Genomic DNA, 20,100 nt, shown 5'->3' on the forward strand with positions numbered 1-20,100 from the left:
TATTTTTTACCATTTGTATTATAAATCCTATAGAATATATTGTCAAACTCATGACATCATGTACTAAAGCTCTTCATACAAAAATTAAAAATAACTATGATATATAGATACATTTTCTAAACCAATCATTCCTTATTCTTTATACGTAATTTCAAGTCATTTATAAATGAATCAGGTAATTCCTTACCAGTTAATTGTATTTTATTAATTATTATATTATCAGCTTTTTCAAAAATTTCATCTCTGTATATTTGATCACTGCATACTTTCAGCTTCCACCATTGGTCAAAAAACTCAATACTTATTGGTGAATCTTTTATAAAGCTGTCATCATATTCAGTATTCAAAAACATTAAAAACATTATTTTTACAGAAATCTCATAATCCTCATGTTTCCAGTCTGTCATCCCGCCCTGGGGATTAACAAGCATTACCGGCTCTGCTAATATATCTCTCAATTCCTTATCTATTGAATTGTTGTTTAATAGTTTATCGTTACCATATATACAATAGTATTGTTGATATTGCATAAGCAGCTAGCCTCCTTTATTTAACCAATTATTATCTACTCGGGTAAACCTTTTCGCAATATGTAGATGTTACCAACTATATCACTTACAATATTCATTTGGATAGAACGGAATAGATAGCTTTAGAACAGCATCAGATACAGAGCTTTGTGATTTGAACAAATTTATCAAAAGATTATTATAAATAGTATCCATAATTCTTTCGCCTAGCCGATTTTTTCCAGATATTCACAGCTTTTTTCAACACAATCAACACAGGACATCTTCCGACACCTTCTAATTTCATGGCATTTAACGCTTCCTGCTTGATCTAAAAAATAATTTTCCAGGTCAGCACTTATTTTTTCAGCATTATTCTTTCCCATAATATACTTTGCAGCATAAAATGCACCACATAATCCTTCCGGTGCTCTTCCTCCGCCACAAGCCTTAAATAACTCAACAGTTTCTGCACTTAAATTAAATTTATCTTTAAAGGCACTAATCACTGATTGTGCACAATTCATTCGTTCATATCCTTCTTTACCAAGATAATGATTTCTTGCTTTATTTATAGACATTTAAACCCTCCTGCTTTAACCAGACGGGATAGTTTTCAGAAACCATCCCCACCTGATCCATGCTCATTTCTTGCTAATACCTTCCACTTTATTAGTGATGTCCGCAATTACACCCGCTATCACCATTGCCATGTCCATGGGAATGGCCATGACCTGCACATCCTGTATTAGAGGATTTCAATCTCCCATTTAAAAATGAATTGATAACTTCATCAATATTTCCGCTTGCTCCAGTTATTATTTCAATGCCCTTAGAAACAAGGTTTTGTTTTGCACCTTCACCCATTCCTCCTGCTATAACAACACTCACATTATGTGATGCAAGGAAAGCAGGCAATAATCCATGTTGATTACCCTGTGTGTTTACAACAACTTTATTTTTAACTTCAGAATTTTCAATTTCGGCAATTGTAAAGTTCTCGCATTTTCCAAAATGTCCTGATACATTACTTCCTTCTGTAGCAACTGCAATTTTCATAACAGATTTCTCCTCTCCATTAATAGCCAGTATTTTTTCAATATGCAAAGCTGCATCTGCCAAATACTCATTATCAGTCTTTTCTATTTCACCTTTATCACATAATTGTGCAATTTCCGGATCAATTGGCATTTTTCCAAGAACCTTTATACCTAATTCTCCTGCGGCAGAATTAATTTTACTTTCACCAAAAAGCTTTATTTCCTTGCTGCAGTCTGGACACCTTAAATAGCTCATATTTTCCACGATGCCCAAAATTGGAATATTCATTGCTTTAGCCATATTATAAGCCTTCTTCACAATCAATGAAACTAAGTCCTGCGGTGAAGTGACAATTACTATACCATCTAGAGGTATTGATTGAAATACAGTCAGCGGAACATCCCCAGTACCGGGAGGCATATCCAGGAATAAGTAATCAATGTCACCCCATATGACATCTGTCCAGAACTGTTTTACCGTCCCTGCAATTACAGGTCCACGCCATATAACTGGAGAATCGTCTTTCTCAAGCAAAAGATTTATAGACATAACACTGATATCATTATGTGTTTTTTGGGGATAGATGCCAAACTCGCATCCTTCAGCCTTTTTTGTAATTCCGAACATTTTAGGTATGGAAGGTCCGGTAATATCAGCATCTAAAATTCCAACCTTATATCCTTTCCTACGCATTGTTATTGCTAGTGTTGATGTTATAAGTGACTTTCCTACACCACCTTTACCACTAACAACACCGATAACTCTTTTTATTGTGTTTAACTCGTGAGTCTTCTCAATAAAATCATGACAGGCATTTGAATTCCCAGAGCAGGAACTTCCACAGCCTGCACTACCACAACTACTTTCATTCATTTTTCTTCACCTCTAAAGCATTATTTGTTTTCATGACATTTATCACACTCTGTACGGCTGCATCTGCCATTATGCCTCCTGCAGCAAGGCTTAGTAGATGACATTTCATAATTTCCGCCATCAATTCTAATTGTCTTTCCATGGACAAGTGCATCTGCAGTCTTTTTTCTGGCAGAATTGATTATTCGCTGGAAAGTTCCTCTAGATACATTCATACTCTCTGCAGCACTGTCCTGCTCCAATCCAAGATAATCAGAAAGCCTAATGGATTCAACTTCCTCAATACTTAAAACTACTTCATCTTTATTGTGCAACTGTGGATGAAAGCATGGATTATCAGGTACAAAACCCACCATCCTGCATTTCTTTGGCCTTGGCATCTAACCACCCTTTCATTATGTGCATATGCACATAAACATATTACTACTATTTTACTTACAAGTCAACGGGATTTACCTATTTTCAACATGCTATTGCCGCCTTTCTGAAACTCATAATCAACATATACTTCCTGCACATAATAGCCATAATCCGAATATAGCTTCATAATATCGTATACATATGCCGACCTTGCCCCATTTATATCAAGGAGCGGAAAAATCCTCACTTCTTTTGAAACACGCAGCATCTCATTAATAGCCTTTTTATGAAACTCAAAAGACAAATTATCAGAGTATAAAAACAAAAAGTGAGATGAAAGAGCTATATCAAATTGGTTATCTTTAAACGGCAGAATGGGCAGCTGGGCAAATGCATACCTATTTTCTATTTTGCCAACATCATAATCCTGCAGGAATTCTTTCATGGCAGCCATTCTGATTTCACCTAAGTGCTCCACATCCTTAATATTAGTCCAAATAAATTTATCCATATTTTTACTTGTTCGATCCATTACTTCCTTATATGTTTCATCAATACGTTTTTCGATTTCTTCCTTGCTGAGTTGATATATCGGATCAATGGAAACTACCGTTCTGCCTTTCTTTTTCATAGTACTATTAAAACTTGCAGGACCATCTCCACAGCCCAATATTTCTTTTTCCAGCTCTGACTCCGTTAACTTAAACATTTCTACGTATTCATCAAATGATCTACCCCAGGGAACAATCGATTCATATTTTAATGACATTTTATTTTTCCCTTCCTCCCTTATTTTTCAACAAAAATACCCAGTACTAATTATTCGCACAATCAGTACCGGGTATCCTATAATCACTACCTATAGTGATAAAATCTTACTGAGCTCTATAAGATTATCGTCAATATCCTTCTTCATTTCCAATGCCTCATTAATCTCTATATCAACAACCTTGCCTTCCCTTAATGCAATTACACGGTTGCCTATACCATCCTTCAACAATTCAACAGCCCTGACTCCCATCATGCCTGCAGTAACCCTGTCACGCACAGTAGGACTTCCGCCCCTTTGTATATGTCCAAGTATAGTCGCTCTTGATTCAATTCCAGTTATCTTTTCTATCTCCGTTGCAACCTCTATAGCCCCGCCAACACCTTCTGCCACTATAACAATATAGTGCTTTTTACCGCGATTGCGGCCTTCGATTATGGGCTTTATTATGTCTTTGTCAAACTCAAATTTCTTTTCCGGTAGTAAAACCACTTCAGCACCGCAGGCAATACCCACATTTAAAGCTATATACCCCGCTTTACGTCCCATAACCTCCAAAACACTACAGCGTTCATGAGAATATGCCGTATCACGTATTTTGTCCAGTGCATCCTGAACGGTATTTAAAGCTGTATCATAACCAATTGTATATTCGGAGCACCCTATATCATTGTCAATTGTACCGGGAATACCCACAACCTTTATTCCATGGGCACTCAAATCTTTAGCTCCGCGAAACGATCCATCTCCCCCAATTACAACAAGAGAATCAAGTCCAAAAACTCTAGCCATAGCGGCACCTTGCTGTATCCCCTCTTCAGTCTTAAATGGAAGACAACGTGCTGTCTGCAGTACCGTACCTCCACGGTGGACAATATCCGATACGCTTCTTAATGACATTTCAAATATATCCCCATTAATAAGACCATTATAACCTTTGCGAATTCCCATTACCTTAAAGCCCCAATGGATACCCGATCTTACAACAGCTCTTATAGCCGCATTCATTCCTGGTGCATCTCCCCCGCTTGTCAGAACTCCTATACTTCTTGCATTATCCATAAAAATACCTCCTACCAAACTACTAACAAATTTATATTTTAAAGAACCATACATCTGTAGTTTTTATCTTTTTTGATATAATACCACATTATTCTTCATAAAACTATATTTTTTTATAATATAAATTGGGAATATTAATCGGCAAATCTGTTGACATTATTATCCATCACATGATGTTGTCTATGAAAAAACGATTGTAATGCCTACCAATGTTTTAGTACCTTATGTCTTTAAAACACTAATAAAAAACAAGAATTTAGGCAACTAAATTTGCCAAGTCCTCTGTTGATGCGGATAATATAGCATTTAAAGCAGAGGATATTTTTCGGCCTTTGTCAGTTAAGGCATACTTATGCTGCTTGGGTAGCTTCCTAATAATACCATGGGAGCGAAGTAATGAAATCTGGCGACTGATTTTCGAAGAAAGTTTTTTATCAGTCATTCCATTTGCCCATTCTGTGCCAACTAATTTTCCTTGCAATGTTTTATTCGTTATAGAACCTGCATTGAAAATAGGATCTGATATTGCCCTTAAAATTTCCTTGTCCTTTCCGGTTACATCTAAGCCTCTAAACTTTTTCCCATTACGGGTAATTGAAACTGTAATATCTTCAAACAGTTTGGCAACAGGTGTTTTATCAGAAACAGTTGCAAGCTGTTCTGCAAAACTTTTATTCCTTTCTGCTGAAATTTTTGATCCTTGTACCGTCATGCCAAGTACTGACCTTTGGCATTAGCTCTGGATTTGCAAGCGGATGTGGTTGACCATCTTTCCTTACAGGATGTCCCATATATTTTAATACTCTGTCATATGTGCCTGTAATTATTGAATGGCGAAGAAGGTTTTCCATCAAAGGAGCTAATGACCGAGTATCGTCGAATATGTAATCTTTAGCCATCTCACTCTGCCATAATGTCCAGTAGTATTTCATGTTGTCACCAAGTATTTCTGTCATTCCAAGAAAAACCTCATTGGCAAACCCTGAAAGCATTTGTTCCCAATTTGTATCCAACTGGCTATTTAATAACTTCTATTCTATTCTATTCTGAAACATACGGCAAATTTGGCACACAAGTAACCAAAGCGTATGTTTTTACGCCTTTAAGCTTTTGTTTTTAGTTTGGTTTTAAGATGCTTTGGGTTCCAGAGACACCTTAAATCCGAGTAACTCCAATCTTTTAACCGCACTTTTCATAACCACTTTTTCTCTTTGCTTGATGAAATACTCGTCACCAAGTTCTTTAAAGGGCTTATTATATTTTAAAATATGATATACAATAACTAAAATACTATGACCGACTGCTATTGCTGCCCGGTTTTTACCTCTTCTTGCTGCAATTCTTTTATACTGTGCTGAAAGATATGTATTCTTGATTTTAGCGGCGGCTCTTGCTGCCTCTGTAAGTGCACTTTTTAAATGTTTGTTTCCCTTGGTTGTTTTTCCAGTCTTTCTTTTCCCAGCACTTTCATTATTCCCAGGAGATATACCTGCCCATGAAGATAATTTTGATGAATCAGCAAACCTTTCCATATCTGTCCCTATTTCTGCTACAATCTCTTGTGCTACTCTTAGCCCAACACCAGGAATTCCATCCAGTAGTGTCAGGCTTTCTTTAAAAGGGATCATCCTTTCCTCCACTTCTTTGTCTATATCCTCAATTTTTTTAGTAAGAAAATCAACATGTTCAAGCTGGGCTGCAATTATCATTTTTTGATGTTTTCCTATAGTTCCATTCAATGCCTTAATTATTTGTGGAATTTTTTCCTGCATTCTTCCTCTTGCTAGTTGAGCAATTACCTCTAAATCTTTTTCATCTTTTTCTTTAATCAATTCCTCAACCATTTTTCTTCCTGAAACTCCAAGAACATTTGAAACTACATTTGACAACTTGATATTTGCTCCTTCAAGAACTTTCTGTAATCTATTTACTTCTCTTGATCTTTCTTGAACCAAACTCCTTCTATACCTTACCAATTCTCGCAGTTCCCGTTGATCTCTCTTTGGAATATAGCTTCCTTTTAATAATCCATGTTGCAACAATTCTGCTATCCATTCCGAATCTTTTACATCAGTTTTTCTCCCTGGAACAGCCTTAATATGTGCAGCGTTAACAACCAAAGTCTCAATATCTTCTGCTTCCAACAAATTGTATATTGGCTTCCAATAAACTCCTGTGCTCTCCATCGCTACATGGGTGCATCCTTTGTTTTTTATTTCTTCAATCATTTCAATAATATCCGCTGTCATAGTTCCATATGTCTTTATTTCTTTTCCTTCTGGCGTTATAATACATGCGGTTATACTTGCTTTGTGTACATCCAATCCACATACTTTCTCATACAATTTTAACATATATATCACCTACAATATTTTATTAAGGCAATCACATTTTTCATCCACAATTTCTTTATACATTGAAGGTTTCCCTCCAGAAGTTTCAGAACAGGTACGCCAAGCTTCCGTATTCTTATTTACACACTTTTCACAGTCTGATAACATGCCTTTAATGTCCCCTTACCAATTTTACAAGGGCATACTCAAGAATCTCTACATAACTATCATTTGCTTTAAGGGGCCCGTCTCAAGTTTCATTTTGAGACCGCCCCCTTTAATGATAATCAATTTATTGGAAATTTGATATAGTTTCCTGCCCTATTCAATTTTCTTCTGACAAAACGGCTGCTTAGCCTCCTGGAATGTCCACGAGTATTCAAATGCAAGAGCTTTGGCAACAATAGAGAAACTTTCACCGACTTCTCCCTCTGCTGATATTTTATCGTCATATTTAAATGTCGCACCTATTGAGCACTCCAAATTTACTCCAACGCTAAGTACATTTGCTATACCAACCCCTGCCTCGGCAGAAGGTTTTATAGCCGGACTAACCTCTATCAAAGGTTTTACTGAACCAGCATTCCCCTTAATATCAACTTTTAGGTCAACCCCGACTTCCAGCCCAAGAGATATATATACAGGAACATAACCTATTATAAATTGCCTTGTCATATCCCATGTTCCTGAGAAACTACCTATCATTCCACCATTGGTCTCACCCGTATTAAGATCAGTCTCGTAATAGCCCATTATTTTAAAGCTAGGGGTCCCCTTCTGATCGCTTACATCATAATAACAAGACTCAGCTTTTAAGGTATCCATAAGACCCTTGGCCTTGTTAAATCTTTCCATACTATCTGCCCATTCGCCTATATCATCTGCTATAGAACTTATCAACCCCTTTTCCTTTAATTTACTCACATCTACTCCCAAAACGACCTTCGTCTTGTTATCCTCTATCATTGACACGTAGCTTACTGGACCAAGCTCAAACTTAAACTCCATATCTGGGAATGATTGTGCTTTAAAAGGCATTTCCAGTTCTGGTGCCGCTGGGATAATCTTCATTCCGCCCTCCTTGCTGTAAGAGCGTCTCTTGAAGAAAAGGTTTATATGGAACATCTGCGATTTCTTTCCGTCTCCAGAAATTGCCAACAAATAAGTGTCATTACCTTCAGTAGAAAAAATCCCATCAAATGTTCCTGAAAATACTTCTCCGCTAAAAGACGTATATTCACTTCCGTTATAAAGGCGTATTTCGCCCGGCTGACATCCGCGCCAGTTGACTGAAGCTTCAATCCTTACTTGCTGAGAGTTACCAAGTTCAATAATTTTGTCCTGTATAGACAAATCACATTTTCCATCATTAAATGAATCTTCATAATAAGCAGCCTGAATGTATGGGTTCACGCTACTTTCCTCATTGTCCAGCACAACGGTGAATAATTGATCTCCGACATACTCAATATTCAAAGTATAGTCGTAATATCCTTCTTTTCTTACGTTTAAATTGTACATATCCTTCTTGACAAAAAACATCGCTACTCCAGATTGTTCTTTTCCAGTTTTTTGGGACATTTTTTTGCCCTTTTCGTTTGTAATGGTAACATCTGCGTTGTTTATAGCTGAAAGCCCATTTTTGTCCATAACATATATAATCAATCCGCCTTCCATGGTTAACACACCATTTTGGGTTACATTCTGGGCATTGTCGGCACTTACTATTACTTGATACTCTATTTTCGAGGAATTTGATTTAGGTTTGAATTTTATATCCCATGATGCTGTAACCTTTTTGCTGACAATACCAATATACTGTACAGTATCCGAAACAAGCTGCGTATACTGCACCTCACTTTCTGAGAGTATCTTTATTGATGCCTTTGCATTTTTCGCTATTCCTCCACTGTTTGATATACTTGCCTTTATTGTATAAGTACAATATCCGTCATCCGATACTCCTTTTTCCTCTGAATCAAGAGCAAGCTTGAATTTAGCATTCCCTGCATTGATAAAACCGCTTATTTTTTTGCTTCTTGCATTATCTCCACTCACTTTGATTATATAATCCAGTGAAGATGTTGCTGAAACAGCTTTAAATTTGATCCTCCATACGGCTGTCTTCGTCATACCCGGCTCAAGTGTGCCCAATTGTACTTTTAGCCGATCAGAGCCAATAAACTGTATATTCTGTATTCCTTCAAAGTCAGACAGTTCAATTTCTGCCGTGACATTTTCTGCAGTATCACGCCAATCTTTAATATCGGCAATAATGTCATAGGTATAATAATTATCCTGGTCTGCTTCAACAAAATTAGAATCGGTTTGCACCTGAAGAAGTGCCTTCGAAGCAGAAATAGACCCTAATGTTGTTTTTATGGTGGCATTTCCGTCGGTTTTCACAATAAATGATTTACTCAGATCAAGCTTCCCTGTAAAAGAAGGAATCAGCCATAGCTCAACCTCTTTCACCTCTCTAGGCTTTATTTTTTCAAAGACTGCTGGAGTCTGGCATTCAGGTGCTATGGTATAATTTTCACCTTGTTTTATGTCCAGACTTACATTGTAAAGCTCTGCATCGGATACATTTTCAAGATTCACCATTACAAGGTACGGCTCCCCTTCAAAAGTATAATCCTCCGCTTTGACATGCATAACAACAGCATCTTCACCCCATACCTTAACAGGATCTTTTGTTGTGTAAACAGCATTGATGTTCTCTCCGAAAGGCTGCAAAATACCGTTAAATTCAGCCCTAATGTTGTAGCTGCCTTTCTTGTCCCCTCTTAAAACCCACTTTGCCTCTTTCACCTCTTCAGGGGCTATATTCCCCATTTCCACCACAGTATTACTTGAAAAATCTGATGGTATAAATGTCAGCCCATCAGGAGCTTTCAGCTCGGCAGAGGAATTTGTTACAACAAACGGTGAGCCTGCTTCTGAGGTATTTTGCATTATCAAGGTCACCTCAAAGAATTCTTTTACCCAACTTACCTTTGCAGGAATAACCAGATAGTAAATGGTAGGGGCTACCTCAGGATGCTGCGGACAAGATACCGCATTGGGGTAAATGTAATACTCTCCATAACTGAAACAATATCCGTTCCAACCATATCCGTTCCAACCATATCCGCCGCCATATCCGCCAAGTATTCCGCCACTTCCGTTGACTGTGAATGTTACAGGAGTGAATCCCAAATGTATCTCGCATTCGTATACCCATTGATTCTGAGGATCATTAACGTCTATACCCGCATTCACTATCTCATCCAGAGTCATCCTTTTTACTTTCAGTTCACCAACCATAATTGACGATTTCTTTAAGCAAAGAGTTGTTTTCACACTCTTTCCCTTTTCAAGTATGGCCTCTCCTTCCACAGAACTATAATCGTTCTTATAGGCAAAAATTTTCAGCATACCTTCCTTACTTGACAATTTCACAATTCCCCGGCTGTTTGAAGCAAATTCTTTTACAGTGCCGTCATCAGACTGTACCAATACTTTTGCATTCGGTATGCAAGCTCCGTCTGACTCATCCACAATCTTTATTTCAACACCGCACGCCTTGTCATATGCAACTACATTTACTTTTGTCACGCTGCTGGCCTTGTTCCCAGCAGGATCATAGACAGTAAGAGTTGCATTGTATTCACCCTCTTTTGTGTAAATATGTACGGCTCTTGCTGTTTTTGCCGTATTTCCGTCACCAAAATCCCATTCGTAGCTCGCTATCCGGTCATTATCATAAGACCCTCTACCGTCAAGTTCGACCTCCGTTCCCACTATGGCTGTTTGCTCTTCTCCCGCAACAGCTACAGGCAAAACAGTGTCCTTACCGGTAGGAATAACTTGCGCCTTATTGCTCCAGCTTGAATTGCCCCTTATATCTACGGCTTTAACCATATAATAGTATGTTTTCTCTGGTTCAACACTGTCATCTGTGTATGAACGGTATTTTGTACTATTTATACACTCGTAGTCATTAAAGCTGTTCTGTACCATGCTTCGATATATAAGGAATCCTGCGAGGTCGCTCTCTTCCCCACATGTCCATGAAAGCACCGCCTTAAAGTCCCCGGCCGAAGCAGTAAGAACAGGTGCTGCCGGAGGCTCCACATTAAGCCGATAGTTTACTTCCTTTGCGTCACTCACATTTCCAGCCGTATCTTTTGCTGTTACTATCACAGTATAATTCCCGTCGGACATTCCCGATGTATTCCACTTGAATTCGACTATATCCCTGTATTTATCCACATCTGCTGTCCCGATAAGCTTCCATTCAGCAGCCTGGTCTGCTTGCACCCTGTACTCTGCCGTAACCGAAGCTACCTTATAGTTATCCTCGACAAGTATACCTATTGTTGGGTTTGCGGGAAGCATTGAGCCGGTAGGAGGAGATATTGTAATAATTTCGGGCTTTTCAGCGTCCGTTCCTGATTCCAGCAAAGCACCTTTCATCGGACCTGCAGCAAGGCTTTCATTATCTGCACAGTCAACAGCTGTTACCTTATAGTAATAAGTAGTATTTTCAGTTGCTCCACTGTCGATATAACCCAATGCCAATACATTATCTTTGAGGAGCGTATACGGTCCTGTCTCAGCTGTACTCCGGTATACCCTGTAAAAATTCAGGTCATCTTCCTTGCCTTTATCCCATATAAGGGTAATGTGTGAATAATCAAAAGTTGCTTTGAAGCCTTCCGGCTGTCCCGGAGGAGTATGGTCAATCCTGTACTCTACAAAAGATGAACCGCCAGTTGAGTTCCCTGACTCATCGGAAGCTATGCTGCGTATGTAAAAGTTTCCTTCTTTCATTCCGGAGATATCCATATCATAATTCACTGAAGCATATAATGGTGAACCCTCCTGTTCTAAAACTGCAACATCCTTCCACATCTTCATGTCGTAAGAAATCTGGAAAGTAAATGTTTTTACCCCTTCATTGTCCCTCGCATTGGCCTGAAGCCTTATCCTGTCACTGTAATATCCTGGTGCCGGACCTATATGCATTATTACAGGTGCATATACATCCTTTGTAGTAGTTACTTCTATTTCATCTGAGTATGTTCCTCTGTTGCCGAGAACATCATATGCAACTACCCTGAACCAGTAAGTCGAATTACAGCTAAGACCTGTAATCTGCATACCAAGCTTGTCGTTGACCCTTCCAGCACTTCTAAAACTTCCATCCGGAGAATCTTTTTGTTCTACTTCAAAGTATGAAAAATCTTCATCTTCTACATCATCCCATGACAGGACTATACTGTTCGCATATTCTGCCTTGCTGAGTCCCACAATTTTCCCCGGGCCTTGACGATCTATTATATATTGGCGTTGGAGCGTCCCGTCACTCTCATTTCCCGCTCTGTCAACAGCAATAGCCCTTACATATACCTCCCCATTAATTTCAGGAGTCCATTTAAACTCTGCTATATTTTTCCTTTAGTAAACACCGAGTCAATATCAGCCCATGTCTGCCCCTTGTCAAGAGAGTACTGCAGTTTTATGCTCATAACCATAACATTGTCCATAGCTTCAACAGTTATCATCATTTCCTGACGAAATCTTTCTTTGTTCGCAGGTTTTATAGAAATTACAGAAGGTTTTTCAATATCGCCTCCTACTATCACAGCAGATACGATATTGGACGAGCGACTCTCCTGACCGAATTTGTCTACTGCCGTGATCTTATAATAGTATGTATTCCCCTCTTTTACGGATGTATCTGTAAAACAGCCTGTCATACGTCCCTCAACTGCTTTAATGGGCAGGAATCTCCCTGATATGCTTTCTCCCCTGTAAACTCTATAGCCGGTAACATTAGCCTCGGGAGCACATTCCCATGACATCTGTGCTTCACCGTATACGGAGTCAATCTTGAGGTTTGAAGGGGTTGACGGAGCCTCCCTGTCTACCTCATAAACAACTTCCAGATGACTCTCTGCTTCTGCCTCATCATATACCGTATATCGCACACGATATTCTCCTGTCTTAATGGGGTATAAATCCCACTGGCAAGAAAAATACTTTGTAGATGGATCTTGTGCTACAGGTCCGGTTATCGTTCCAAGGATTGTTTTCCATTCTGAGCCATCAGTGGAATACTCAAATTTTGCCCGTACTCCCTCCCGTTCGTTGCTTACTGAAAAATAAACTCTTAGTTCAGATTTTGCCGCACCTCCTATAACCTCCAAATTAGAAGGGCTTACCTTTACAATTTCAGGTTTTAAAGGCATTGCACCAATGGTATCGCTTGCCTTAGACAAGTTTCCTGATGCATCAAAAGCTTTAATTGAATAAGTATATACAGTATCCACTGCCAATTTTGTATCTGTATAGGATGTCACCAATGATGCACCAACTTCTTTTTCATTTCTGTAAATTTTGTATCCTGCCACTCCTGTATCGTCTGTGGAAGCCGTCCAGTTTAAGGTAACAGTAGAGCCGGTCCTTCTGTGTATTTTCAAATCCGAAGGTGCAGACGGCAATTCATTGTCAAGTATTGTTTCCGCATCAATGCCGTCGCTTAAGCCCGAAACATTGTTTGCTTTGTCATAGGCCTTTACGGTATAACGGTATTTTTTATCCAATTCAAGCCCGGTATCTGTATAAAATGTATCCTTAACAGTACCTGCCTTAATACCGTTTCGGTATATCTCATAGCCTGCCACTGCAACATTGTCTGTCGAAGCACTCCAAGCAATGCTTATTACGTTTGACCCTCTTGATGCCACCTTAAGATTCAGAGGTACAGAAGGTGCAATACCATCAAGTACGGCAGGTTTACTGTTATCTGACACATTTCCCGAAGAATCAAATGCTCTTACCGTGTATACATAGTTCTTGCTTTTATCAATGCCCTCATCTGTATAGGCTGTGTTAACTGTGCTGCCGACCTTGCTTCCGTCCCGGTATATCTGGTAACCTGTAACCCTTATATTATCCGTAGAGGCTGTCCATGCCAATGTAACGCTGTTCGAAGCACCAGGCAAACAATTTAGGTTAAGCGGAACGGACGGCGGTTGGGTGTCGGGCTCTGTTTTTACTTTTAATTCTTTGCTCGGCTTTGAAATGTTACCGGCGGCATCAATGGCTTTTACCGTATAAGTATAGTCAGTTTCAGGCTGCAATAAGGTATCGGTGTATTCCGCATCAGCAGAAGTTCCCACTTTTACCCCATCCCTGTAAATCTCATATGAGATAGTCCCGACATTATCAAAGGGTTCTGCCCAATCCAATGTAACCGACAAATCAGATTTCAAAACCAACTGCACATCTTCAACGATATCGGGAGCCGTATTGTCACAAATTACTGCATTGCTTTCCTCTGAAATATTTCCCGATATGTCATATGCCTTTACAGAATAGCTGCAGCTCGTCGCTGTAACCGTAAAATTGTGCGTATAAGCCGTTGATTCAGTGGTTCCGATCTTTACTCCATCCCTGTAAATGATATATCCTGACACCCATGCATTATCGGAACTTGCATCCCAGCTTAATGAAACAGATGTAGGAAGCTTTTTCGTCACTCTCAGGTTTTGGGAAGCAACCGGAGCTTCTGTGTCACTGTCAGTGGTCACCGATATCTCATTGCTGTCTTCAGAAGTGTTGCCTGCCATATCATAGGCCCTCACGGTATAACGGTATGCTTTCCCAGGAACAAGATGAGCATCAGTATAGTTTGTTTTGTCACTTACTCCGCCAGTATTCCCTATACTGACCCCATCCCGGCAGATCTCATATCCTGCTATGCCTATATTATCCTGTGCCCCAGACCATTCTAGCTTAACAACAGCCTCAGATTTTGAAAGTACTGTCAGACCGGAAGGAGCGGCAGGCTTTTCAGTATCTGAAGGCAATGTCACCTTTACCGAATATTCACCTGAATATTTATATGTACCTCCTATATATCCATCAATCAATATATAATACGATTTGCTTGCAGATAGTTTGCTTTCTATTTTTATATTCTGCCCGGTCTGTTCTCTTGGATTCCCATCATACAGGCAAATTCTTTTGGAATTTAATGAACTTAGTGTAATGGTATATACACCATCAATAGGTGCGGTAAATACCAGAAAGTCGGTGTCACTTGCATAGTCTATATTGCCGGCAATTTCATTACCTAGTTGGACAGCAACTGCTGTATTACGAGTATTTCCGTAATCATCTGTTATAGTAACTCCTTCACTTTCCATTGATATATTCCCGGCATCATCATACGCCCTTACAGTATAAACATAAGTGTGTCCAACCTTAATCCCTGTATCATCGTAGTATACATAATCTGAGGAGGATCCGGCAATCTTCGTACCAATTTTAACCCCATCACGGTATATTTCATAACCAGCCACTTTTACATCGTCGACCGACTTTATCCATGCCAAGGTATAATGGGTGTCGTCCCCTTGGCTTATAGACAGATTCCCCGGTATTGTCGGAACAGTGGTATCCTTGCAGGTAGATATGGTCAATTCCGGAGAAGTCAGCGAATAATTACCTCCTGCATCAAATGCCTCTATTGAATATGTATATGACGTATCCGGCTTCAGCACTGTATCGGTGTAGCTTGTGCTATAGGATGTTCCGATGCATACTCCGTCCCTATAAACATTATAGCCCTTTACGGCAATATTATCGGCAGAAGCTGTCCAGACAAGTGTAATACTTGCTGCGGTTCTGGAAGCCACCGCCAAATCCGGCGGCGCAAACGGAGCCTGTGTATCGTTGATTACCTCGTTACTTGCTCCCGATATATTGCCTGCCCCATCAACAGCTTTGACCGTATACACATATGCCTTTCCTGTTTCGATACTGCGATCCCTATAATAGGTCTTATCATCTTCGGCTATTTTCTCACCATCACGGTATATCTCGTATTTTGATATCCCCGAATCATCACTGCAACACTGCCAATAAAGCACTACCTCTGTATCGGAAGACCTCGCCGTAAGGTTTAATGGTGCTGCCGGAGCACATACGTCTACTGAAGCTACTGGCGTAATTCTTGTGATATTTGTACCATCCCCCAGTTGTCCGTAGCTATTACGTCCCCATGCCCAAAACGTTCCGTCGCTTTTTTGTGCAATGCTGTGATATCCTCCTGCGGCTATACTTATCACATTAGTCAGTCCCAGTACCTGTACCGGTCTAGTTTTTTCTTCTGTAGTACCATCTCCAAGCTGTCCGTAATAATTATATCCCCATGTCCAGACCGTTCCGTCACTTTTCAAAGCAAAGCTATGATATCCTCCTGCAGCTATACTTATCACGTTAGTCAGTCCCAGTACCTGTACCGGCTTAGTTTTACCTACTGTAGTACCATCCCCAAGCTGTCCATATCCATTATATCCCCATGCCCAGACCGTTCCATCACTCTTCAAGACAAAGCCATGATATCCTCCTGCAGCTATACTTATCACGTTAGTCAGTTCCAGTACCTGTACCGGCTTAGTTTTATCTTCTGTAGTACCATCCCCAAGCTGTCCGTATCCATTATATCCCCATGCCCAGACCGTTCCATCACTTTTCAAGGCAAAACTATCAAATTCTCCTGCAGCTATACTTATCACATTAGTCAGTCCCAGTACCTGTATCGGCTTGGCTTCACCTACTGTAGTACCATCCCCAAGCTGTCCGTAGCTATTATGTCCCCATGCCCAGACCGTTCCGTCACTTTTCAAGGCAAAGCTATGACATTCTCCTGCGGCTATACTTATCACGTTAGTCAGTCCCAGTACCTGTACCGGCTTGGCGCCTTTATCTACTATAGTACCATCCCCAAGCTGTCCATATTCATTATATCCCCACGCCCAGACCGTTCCATCGCTTTTTAAGGCAAGGCTATGACCGTTTCCTGCAGCTACGGCCGTTACTTCACTAATTTCGAACTGCTTATAAACAGTACTTTTTGTATTGGACCAAGAACTTCTAAGCTGACCGGATTGCCATACCATTCCGTCGCTTTTCAAGGCAAGACTGTGGTAAGCTCCCGCTGCAAGAGAAACCGTCTTTATTGCATCGGTTTTTACACTTACCTTGTTGCTTTCGTCTGAAAGGTTAAAAGATTTGTCATAGGCTTTTATTGTGTATATATGAGTTGTATTGCTTGGCGCTGTCAAGTCAGTAAAGCTTGTGTCCTTTGTATCCCCTATCTTTACTCCGTTCCTGTATACTTCATAGCCTTCCACCCACACATTATCGACGGAAGCCTTCCATTCTAGCGAAACACTCGTTTCGGTCTTTGAAGTCACCTTCAATTCTGAAGGAACAGAAGGCCGTTCTGTGTCATTCAACACTATAACAGCTTCCTCCGACACATTGTTTTCACCGTCATAGGCTGTTACCTTATATACATATATTTTATCCGGCAATATACCCGTCTCTGTGTAAACAGTATCTGTTATCTCCCCTGCAGGGATTCCATTGCAATATATCTTATAACCTTTAACACTAACATTGTCGGTTGATGCTTTCCAAATAAGCTTCAACTTATCTCCGTCTATATATGCTGAAAGGCCCGTCGGTATTGTAGGAGGATAAACGTCTTTTAACAGCACAGGAGTGTTTCTGTCCATGGAAGTTCCGTCTCCAATCTGTTCATAGTAGTTATTTCCCCATGCCCATATTGTCCCGTCACTTTTCAAGGCAAGACTGTGATATTCTCCTGCTGCTATGGCTGTTACATCGCTTAATTCCTTCACTTGTACAGGTATTTCTCTTCTTGTAGTTGTTCCGTCTCCAAGCTGTCCATTGCTATTATATCCCCACGACCATACCGTCCCGTCACTTTTTAAGGCAAGGCTATGATTCCTTCCTGTAGCTACGGCTGTTACATCGCTCAATTCCTTTACTTGTACAGGTATTTCGCTTTTTGTAGTTGTCCCGTCTCCAAGCTGTCCATTATAATTCTCTCCCACGCCCAGACCGTTCCGTCACTTTTCAAGGCAAGACTGTGATATTCTCCTGCAGCTACGGCTATTATGCCGCTTAACTGCTTAATCTGCATAATTCTTAAATTATAGTCCCAAGTCCATACCGTCCCGTCACTTTTAAGGGCTGTTCCCGGAGCTATGGCAATTATATTGTCCAGCTCCTTCAACTGAACCGGTCTTAGTCCTATATTGCGGCTTCCCCATATCCATACCGTTCCATCGTTTTTTAACACAGCACTGCTGTCATTCGCAGCTACTACGGCAATTACTCCGTTTAATTCCTTTATCTGTACAGGCACGGAACTGCTAGCAATTGTCCCATCTCCGAACTGCCCATTACTGTTGTCGCCCCATGCCCAAACCGTGCCGTCATTCCTTAATGCAAGCCTATGATTGTATCCTGCTGCAACACCGACTACATTGCTTATTCCGTTTACCGTTACACTATAGCTGCTGTTTCCCCATTCCTGCACTGTCCCATCACTTTTTACAGCAAGGCTGTAATTAGATCCTCCTCCCAAAATAACAGATTTCAGCGAATCGGTTGTCACACTGACCGCAGAACTCTCTTCTGAAAGGTTCCCTGATCTGTCATATGCCTTGAGCGTATATTTATGGGCCGTACAGTGAGGTACTGTCATATCTGAATAGCTTGTACGGTCCGAAGTCCCTATCTTGATTCCATTCCTGTATATCTCATATCCCTCCACCCATAAATTATCAGTAGAGGCTTCCCATTCCAGAAAAACAGTAGTTGCCGTTTTTGAAACCACTTTCAGTCCTCCAGGTACAGATGGCTTTTCAGTATCGTTCAATACAGCACTTACAGTCTCAAGTACATTTCCGCCAGCATCACAAGCTTTTACGGTATATACACATATCTTACCTGTACCCACACTTGTATCTGTATAAGAAGTACCTGTTACTGTTCCAATTTTTATACCGTCACGGAATATATCATATTCAATGGTGCCAGCCATATTACCCGGCGTCCATGTCAGTGCCACAGAGTTTTCCTTTATAGAAACCGAAAGATGTATGGGTATTTTCTGAACATCCGTCTCCTTTAAAAGTACAGGCGTTTTCTTGTCCACAACCGTGCCATCTCCAAGTTGTCCATATTCATTATCTCCCCAAGCCCACAGGGTTCCATCGCTTTTTAACGCAAGGCTGTGACTCCATCCTGCGGATATAGATACTACATCTTTTAATTCCTTTACTTGTACAGGAACGGCACTGTCTGTGGTTGTCCCGTCACCAAGCTGTCCGCTGCTATTATCTCCCCAAGCCCATACTGTTCCGTCACTTTTTAGGGCAAGACTGTGACCGTTTCCTCCTGCGGATATAGATACTATATTTTTTAATTCCTTTACTTGTACAGGAACGGTGCTGTCTGCGGTTGTCCCGTTCCCCAACTGTCCATGGTAATTATCTCCCCAAGCCCATACTGTTCCATCACTTTTTAGGGCAAGACTGCGACTGTTTCCTCCTGCTATGGCTGTTACAGATATTCCACTCAATTCCTTTACTTGTACAGGAACGGTGCTGTTTGTGGTTGTCCCGTTCCCCAACTGTCCATTATAATTCTGTCCCCACGCCCAGACTGTTCCGTCACTTTTTAGGGCAAGACTGTGATCTCCTCCTGCGGCTACGGCTATTATGCCGCTCAACTCTTTCACCTGCACAGGAAGTAATCTATCCATATATGTGCTGTCACCAAGCTGTCCATATCCATTATCTCCCCAGGCCCATACTGTTCCGTCACTTTTCAAGGCAAGGCTGTGGCTGTATCCTCCTGCTACAGCCACAACACCGTTCAACCCGATCACTTGTACAGGAACAGTGCTGTCTGTGGTTGTCCCGTTCCCCAACTGTCCATCGTCATTATATCCCCATGCCCATACCGTCCCGTCACTTTTTAAGGCAAGGCTATTCACGCCTCCGGCCACTACCGAAACTACATCCTTTATTCCCTGAATCTTTGTAGAAGTAATCCTTGACGAGGTTGTCCCGTCTCCAAGGTTACCATTATAATTATACCCCCATGCCCATAAACTACCATCACATGCAACTCGAAAACTCCAGCTTGCTGCAGCAAGGATAGTCTTAAACTTATCAGTTGTCACACTTGCCGGTTCGCTCTCATCGGAGAAATTATGAGACTTGTCATACGCCCTTATCGTGTAGATACAGCTAGTATTATAAGGTGGAATATC

13 protein-coding genes are annotated in these 20,100 nt (G+C 40.5%); all 13 read right to left on the reverse strand.

The genetic code is table 11. From position 1 onward, the window contains the following. Positions 1-125: 125 nt before the first annotated feature. Positions 126-530 (reverse strand): hypothetical protein, encoded by a 405-nt coding sequence (locus tag Bccel_RS06400; protein ID WP_036944280.1) that lies wholly within the window; start codon positions 528-530, stop codon positions 126-128. Positions 531-736: 206 nt separating this feature from the next. Next, positions 737-1,090: a C-GCAxxG-C-C family protein gene (locus Bccel_RS06405; protein WP_036944278.1), complete on the reverse strand. Its 354-nt coding sequence runs from the start codon at positions 1,088-1,090 to the stop codon at positions 737-739. A 91-nt stretch (positions 1,091-1,181) separates the two neighbouring features. After that, entirely contained in the window at positions 1,182-2,423 is a 1,242-nt protein-coding gene (locus Bccel_RS06410) for an iron-sulfur cluster carrier protein MrpORP (protein WP_036944277.1), read from the reverse strand. A gap of 20 nt (positions 2,424-2,443) precedes the next feature. Next, positions 2,444-2,803: a DUF134 domain-containing protein gene (locus Bccel_RS06415; protein ID WP_036944275.1), complete on the reverse strand. Its 360-nt coding sequence runs from the start codon at positions 2,801-2,803 to the stop codon at positions 2,444-2,446. A gap of 62 nt (positions 2,804-2,865) precedes the next feature. Next, positions 2,866-3,552 (reverse strand): class I SAM-dependent methyltransferase, encoded by a 687-nt coding sequence (locus Bccel_RS06420; RefSeq protein ID WP_036944274.1) that lies wholly within the window; start codon positions 3,550-3,552, stop codon positions 2,866-2,868. Positions 3,553-3,642: 90 nt separating this feature from the next. Beyond that, positions 3,643-4,614, reverse strand: coding sequence for a 6-phosphofructokinase (gene pfkA, locus Bccel_RS06425; RefSeq protein ID WP_036944273.1), 972 nt, complete (start codon positions 4,612-4,614; stop codon positions 3,643-3,645). A 256-nt stretch (positions 4,615-4,870) separates the two neighbouring features. Next, complete coding sequence (locus Bccel_RS06430; protein WP_050753195.1) at positions 4,871-5,326, reverse strand: hypothetical protein; 456 nt, start codon at positions 5,324-5,326, stop codon at positions 4,871-4,873. Beyond that, positions 5,286-5,627 (reverse strand): hypothetical protein, encoded by a 342-nt coding sequence (locus Bccel_RS06435; protein ID WP_050753196.1) that lies wholly within the window; start codon positions 5,625-5,627, stop codon positions 5,286-5,288. Before Bccel_RS06435 ends, Bccel_RS06430 begins: the two co-directional genes overlap by 41 nt. A 114-nt stretch (positions 5,628-5,741) precedes the next feature. Continuing rightward, on the reverse strand, positions 5,742-6,968 hold the full coding sequence (locus Bccel_RS06440) for an IS110 family RNA-guided transposase (RefSeq protein WP_036945356.1): 1,227 nt from the start codon (positions 6,966-6,968) through the stop codon (positions 5,742-5,744). Between the two features lie 9 nt (positions 6,969-6,977). Beyond that, positions 6,978-7,115 (reverse strand): hypothetical protein, encoded by a 138-nt coding sequence (locus Bccel_RS30145; protein WP_154673511.1) that lies wholly within the window; start codon positions 7,113-7,115, stop codon positions 6,978-6,980. 153 nt (positions 7,116-7,268) lie between these two features. Next, a complete protein-coding gene (locus Bccel_RS06445) occupies positions 7,269-12,245 on the reverse strand; it encodes a fibronectin type III domain-containing protein (protein WP_050753197.1) in 4,977 nt (1,658 codons plus the stop codon). Between the two features lie 134 nt (positions 12,246-12,379). Beyond that, positions 12,380-17,869 (reverse strand): RCC1 domain-containing protein, encoded by a 5,490-nt coding sequence (locus Bccel_RS06450; RefSeq protein ID WP_050753198.1) that lies wholly within the window; start codon positions 17,867-17,869, stop codon positions 12,380-12,382. Beyond that, a complete protein-coding gene (locus tag Bccel_RS06455) occupies positions 17,800-20,097 on the reverse strand; it encodes an RCC1 domain-containing protein (RefSeq protein ID WP_476748370.1) in 2,298 nt (765 codons plus the stop codon). The genes Bccel_RS06450 and Bccel_RS06455 overlap by 70 nt, the downstream gene beginning before the upstream one ends. Positions 20,098-20,100: the final 3 nt, after the last annotated feature.

The sequence above is a fragment of the Pseudobacteroides cellulosolvens ATCC 35603 = DSM 2933 genome, assembly GCF_001262605.1.
Taxonomy (GTDB): Bacteria; Bacillota; Clostridia; order Acetivibrionales; family DSM-2933; genus Pseudobacteroides; species Pseudobacteroides cellulosolvens.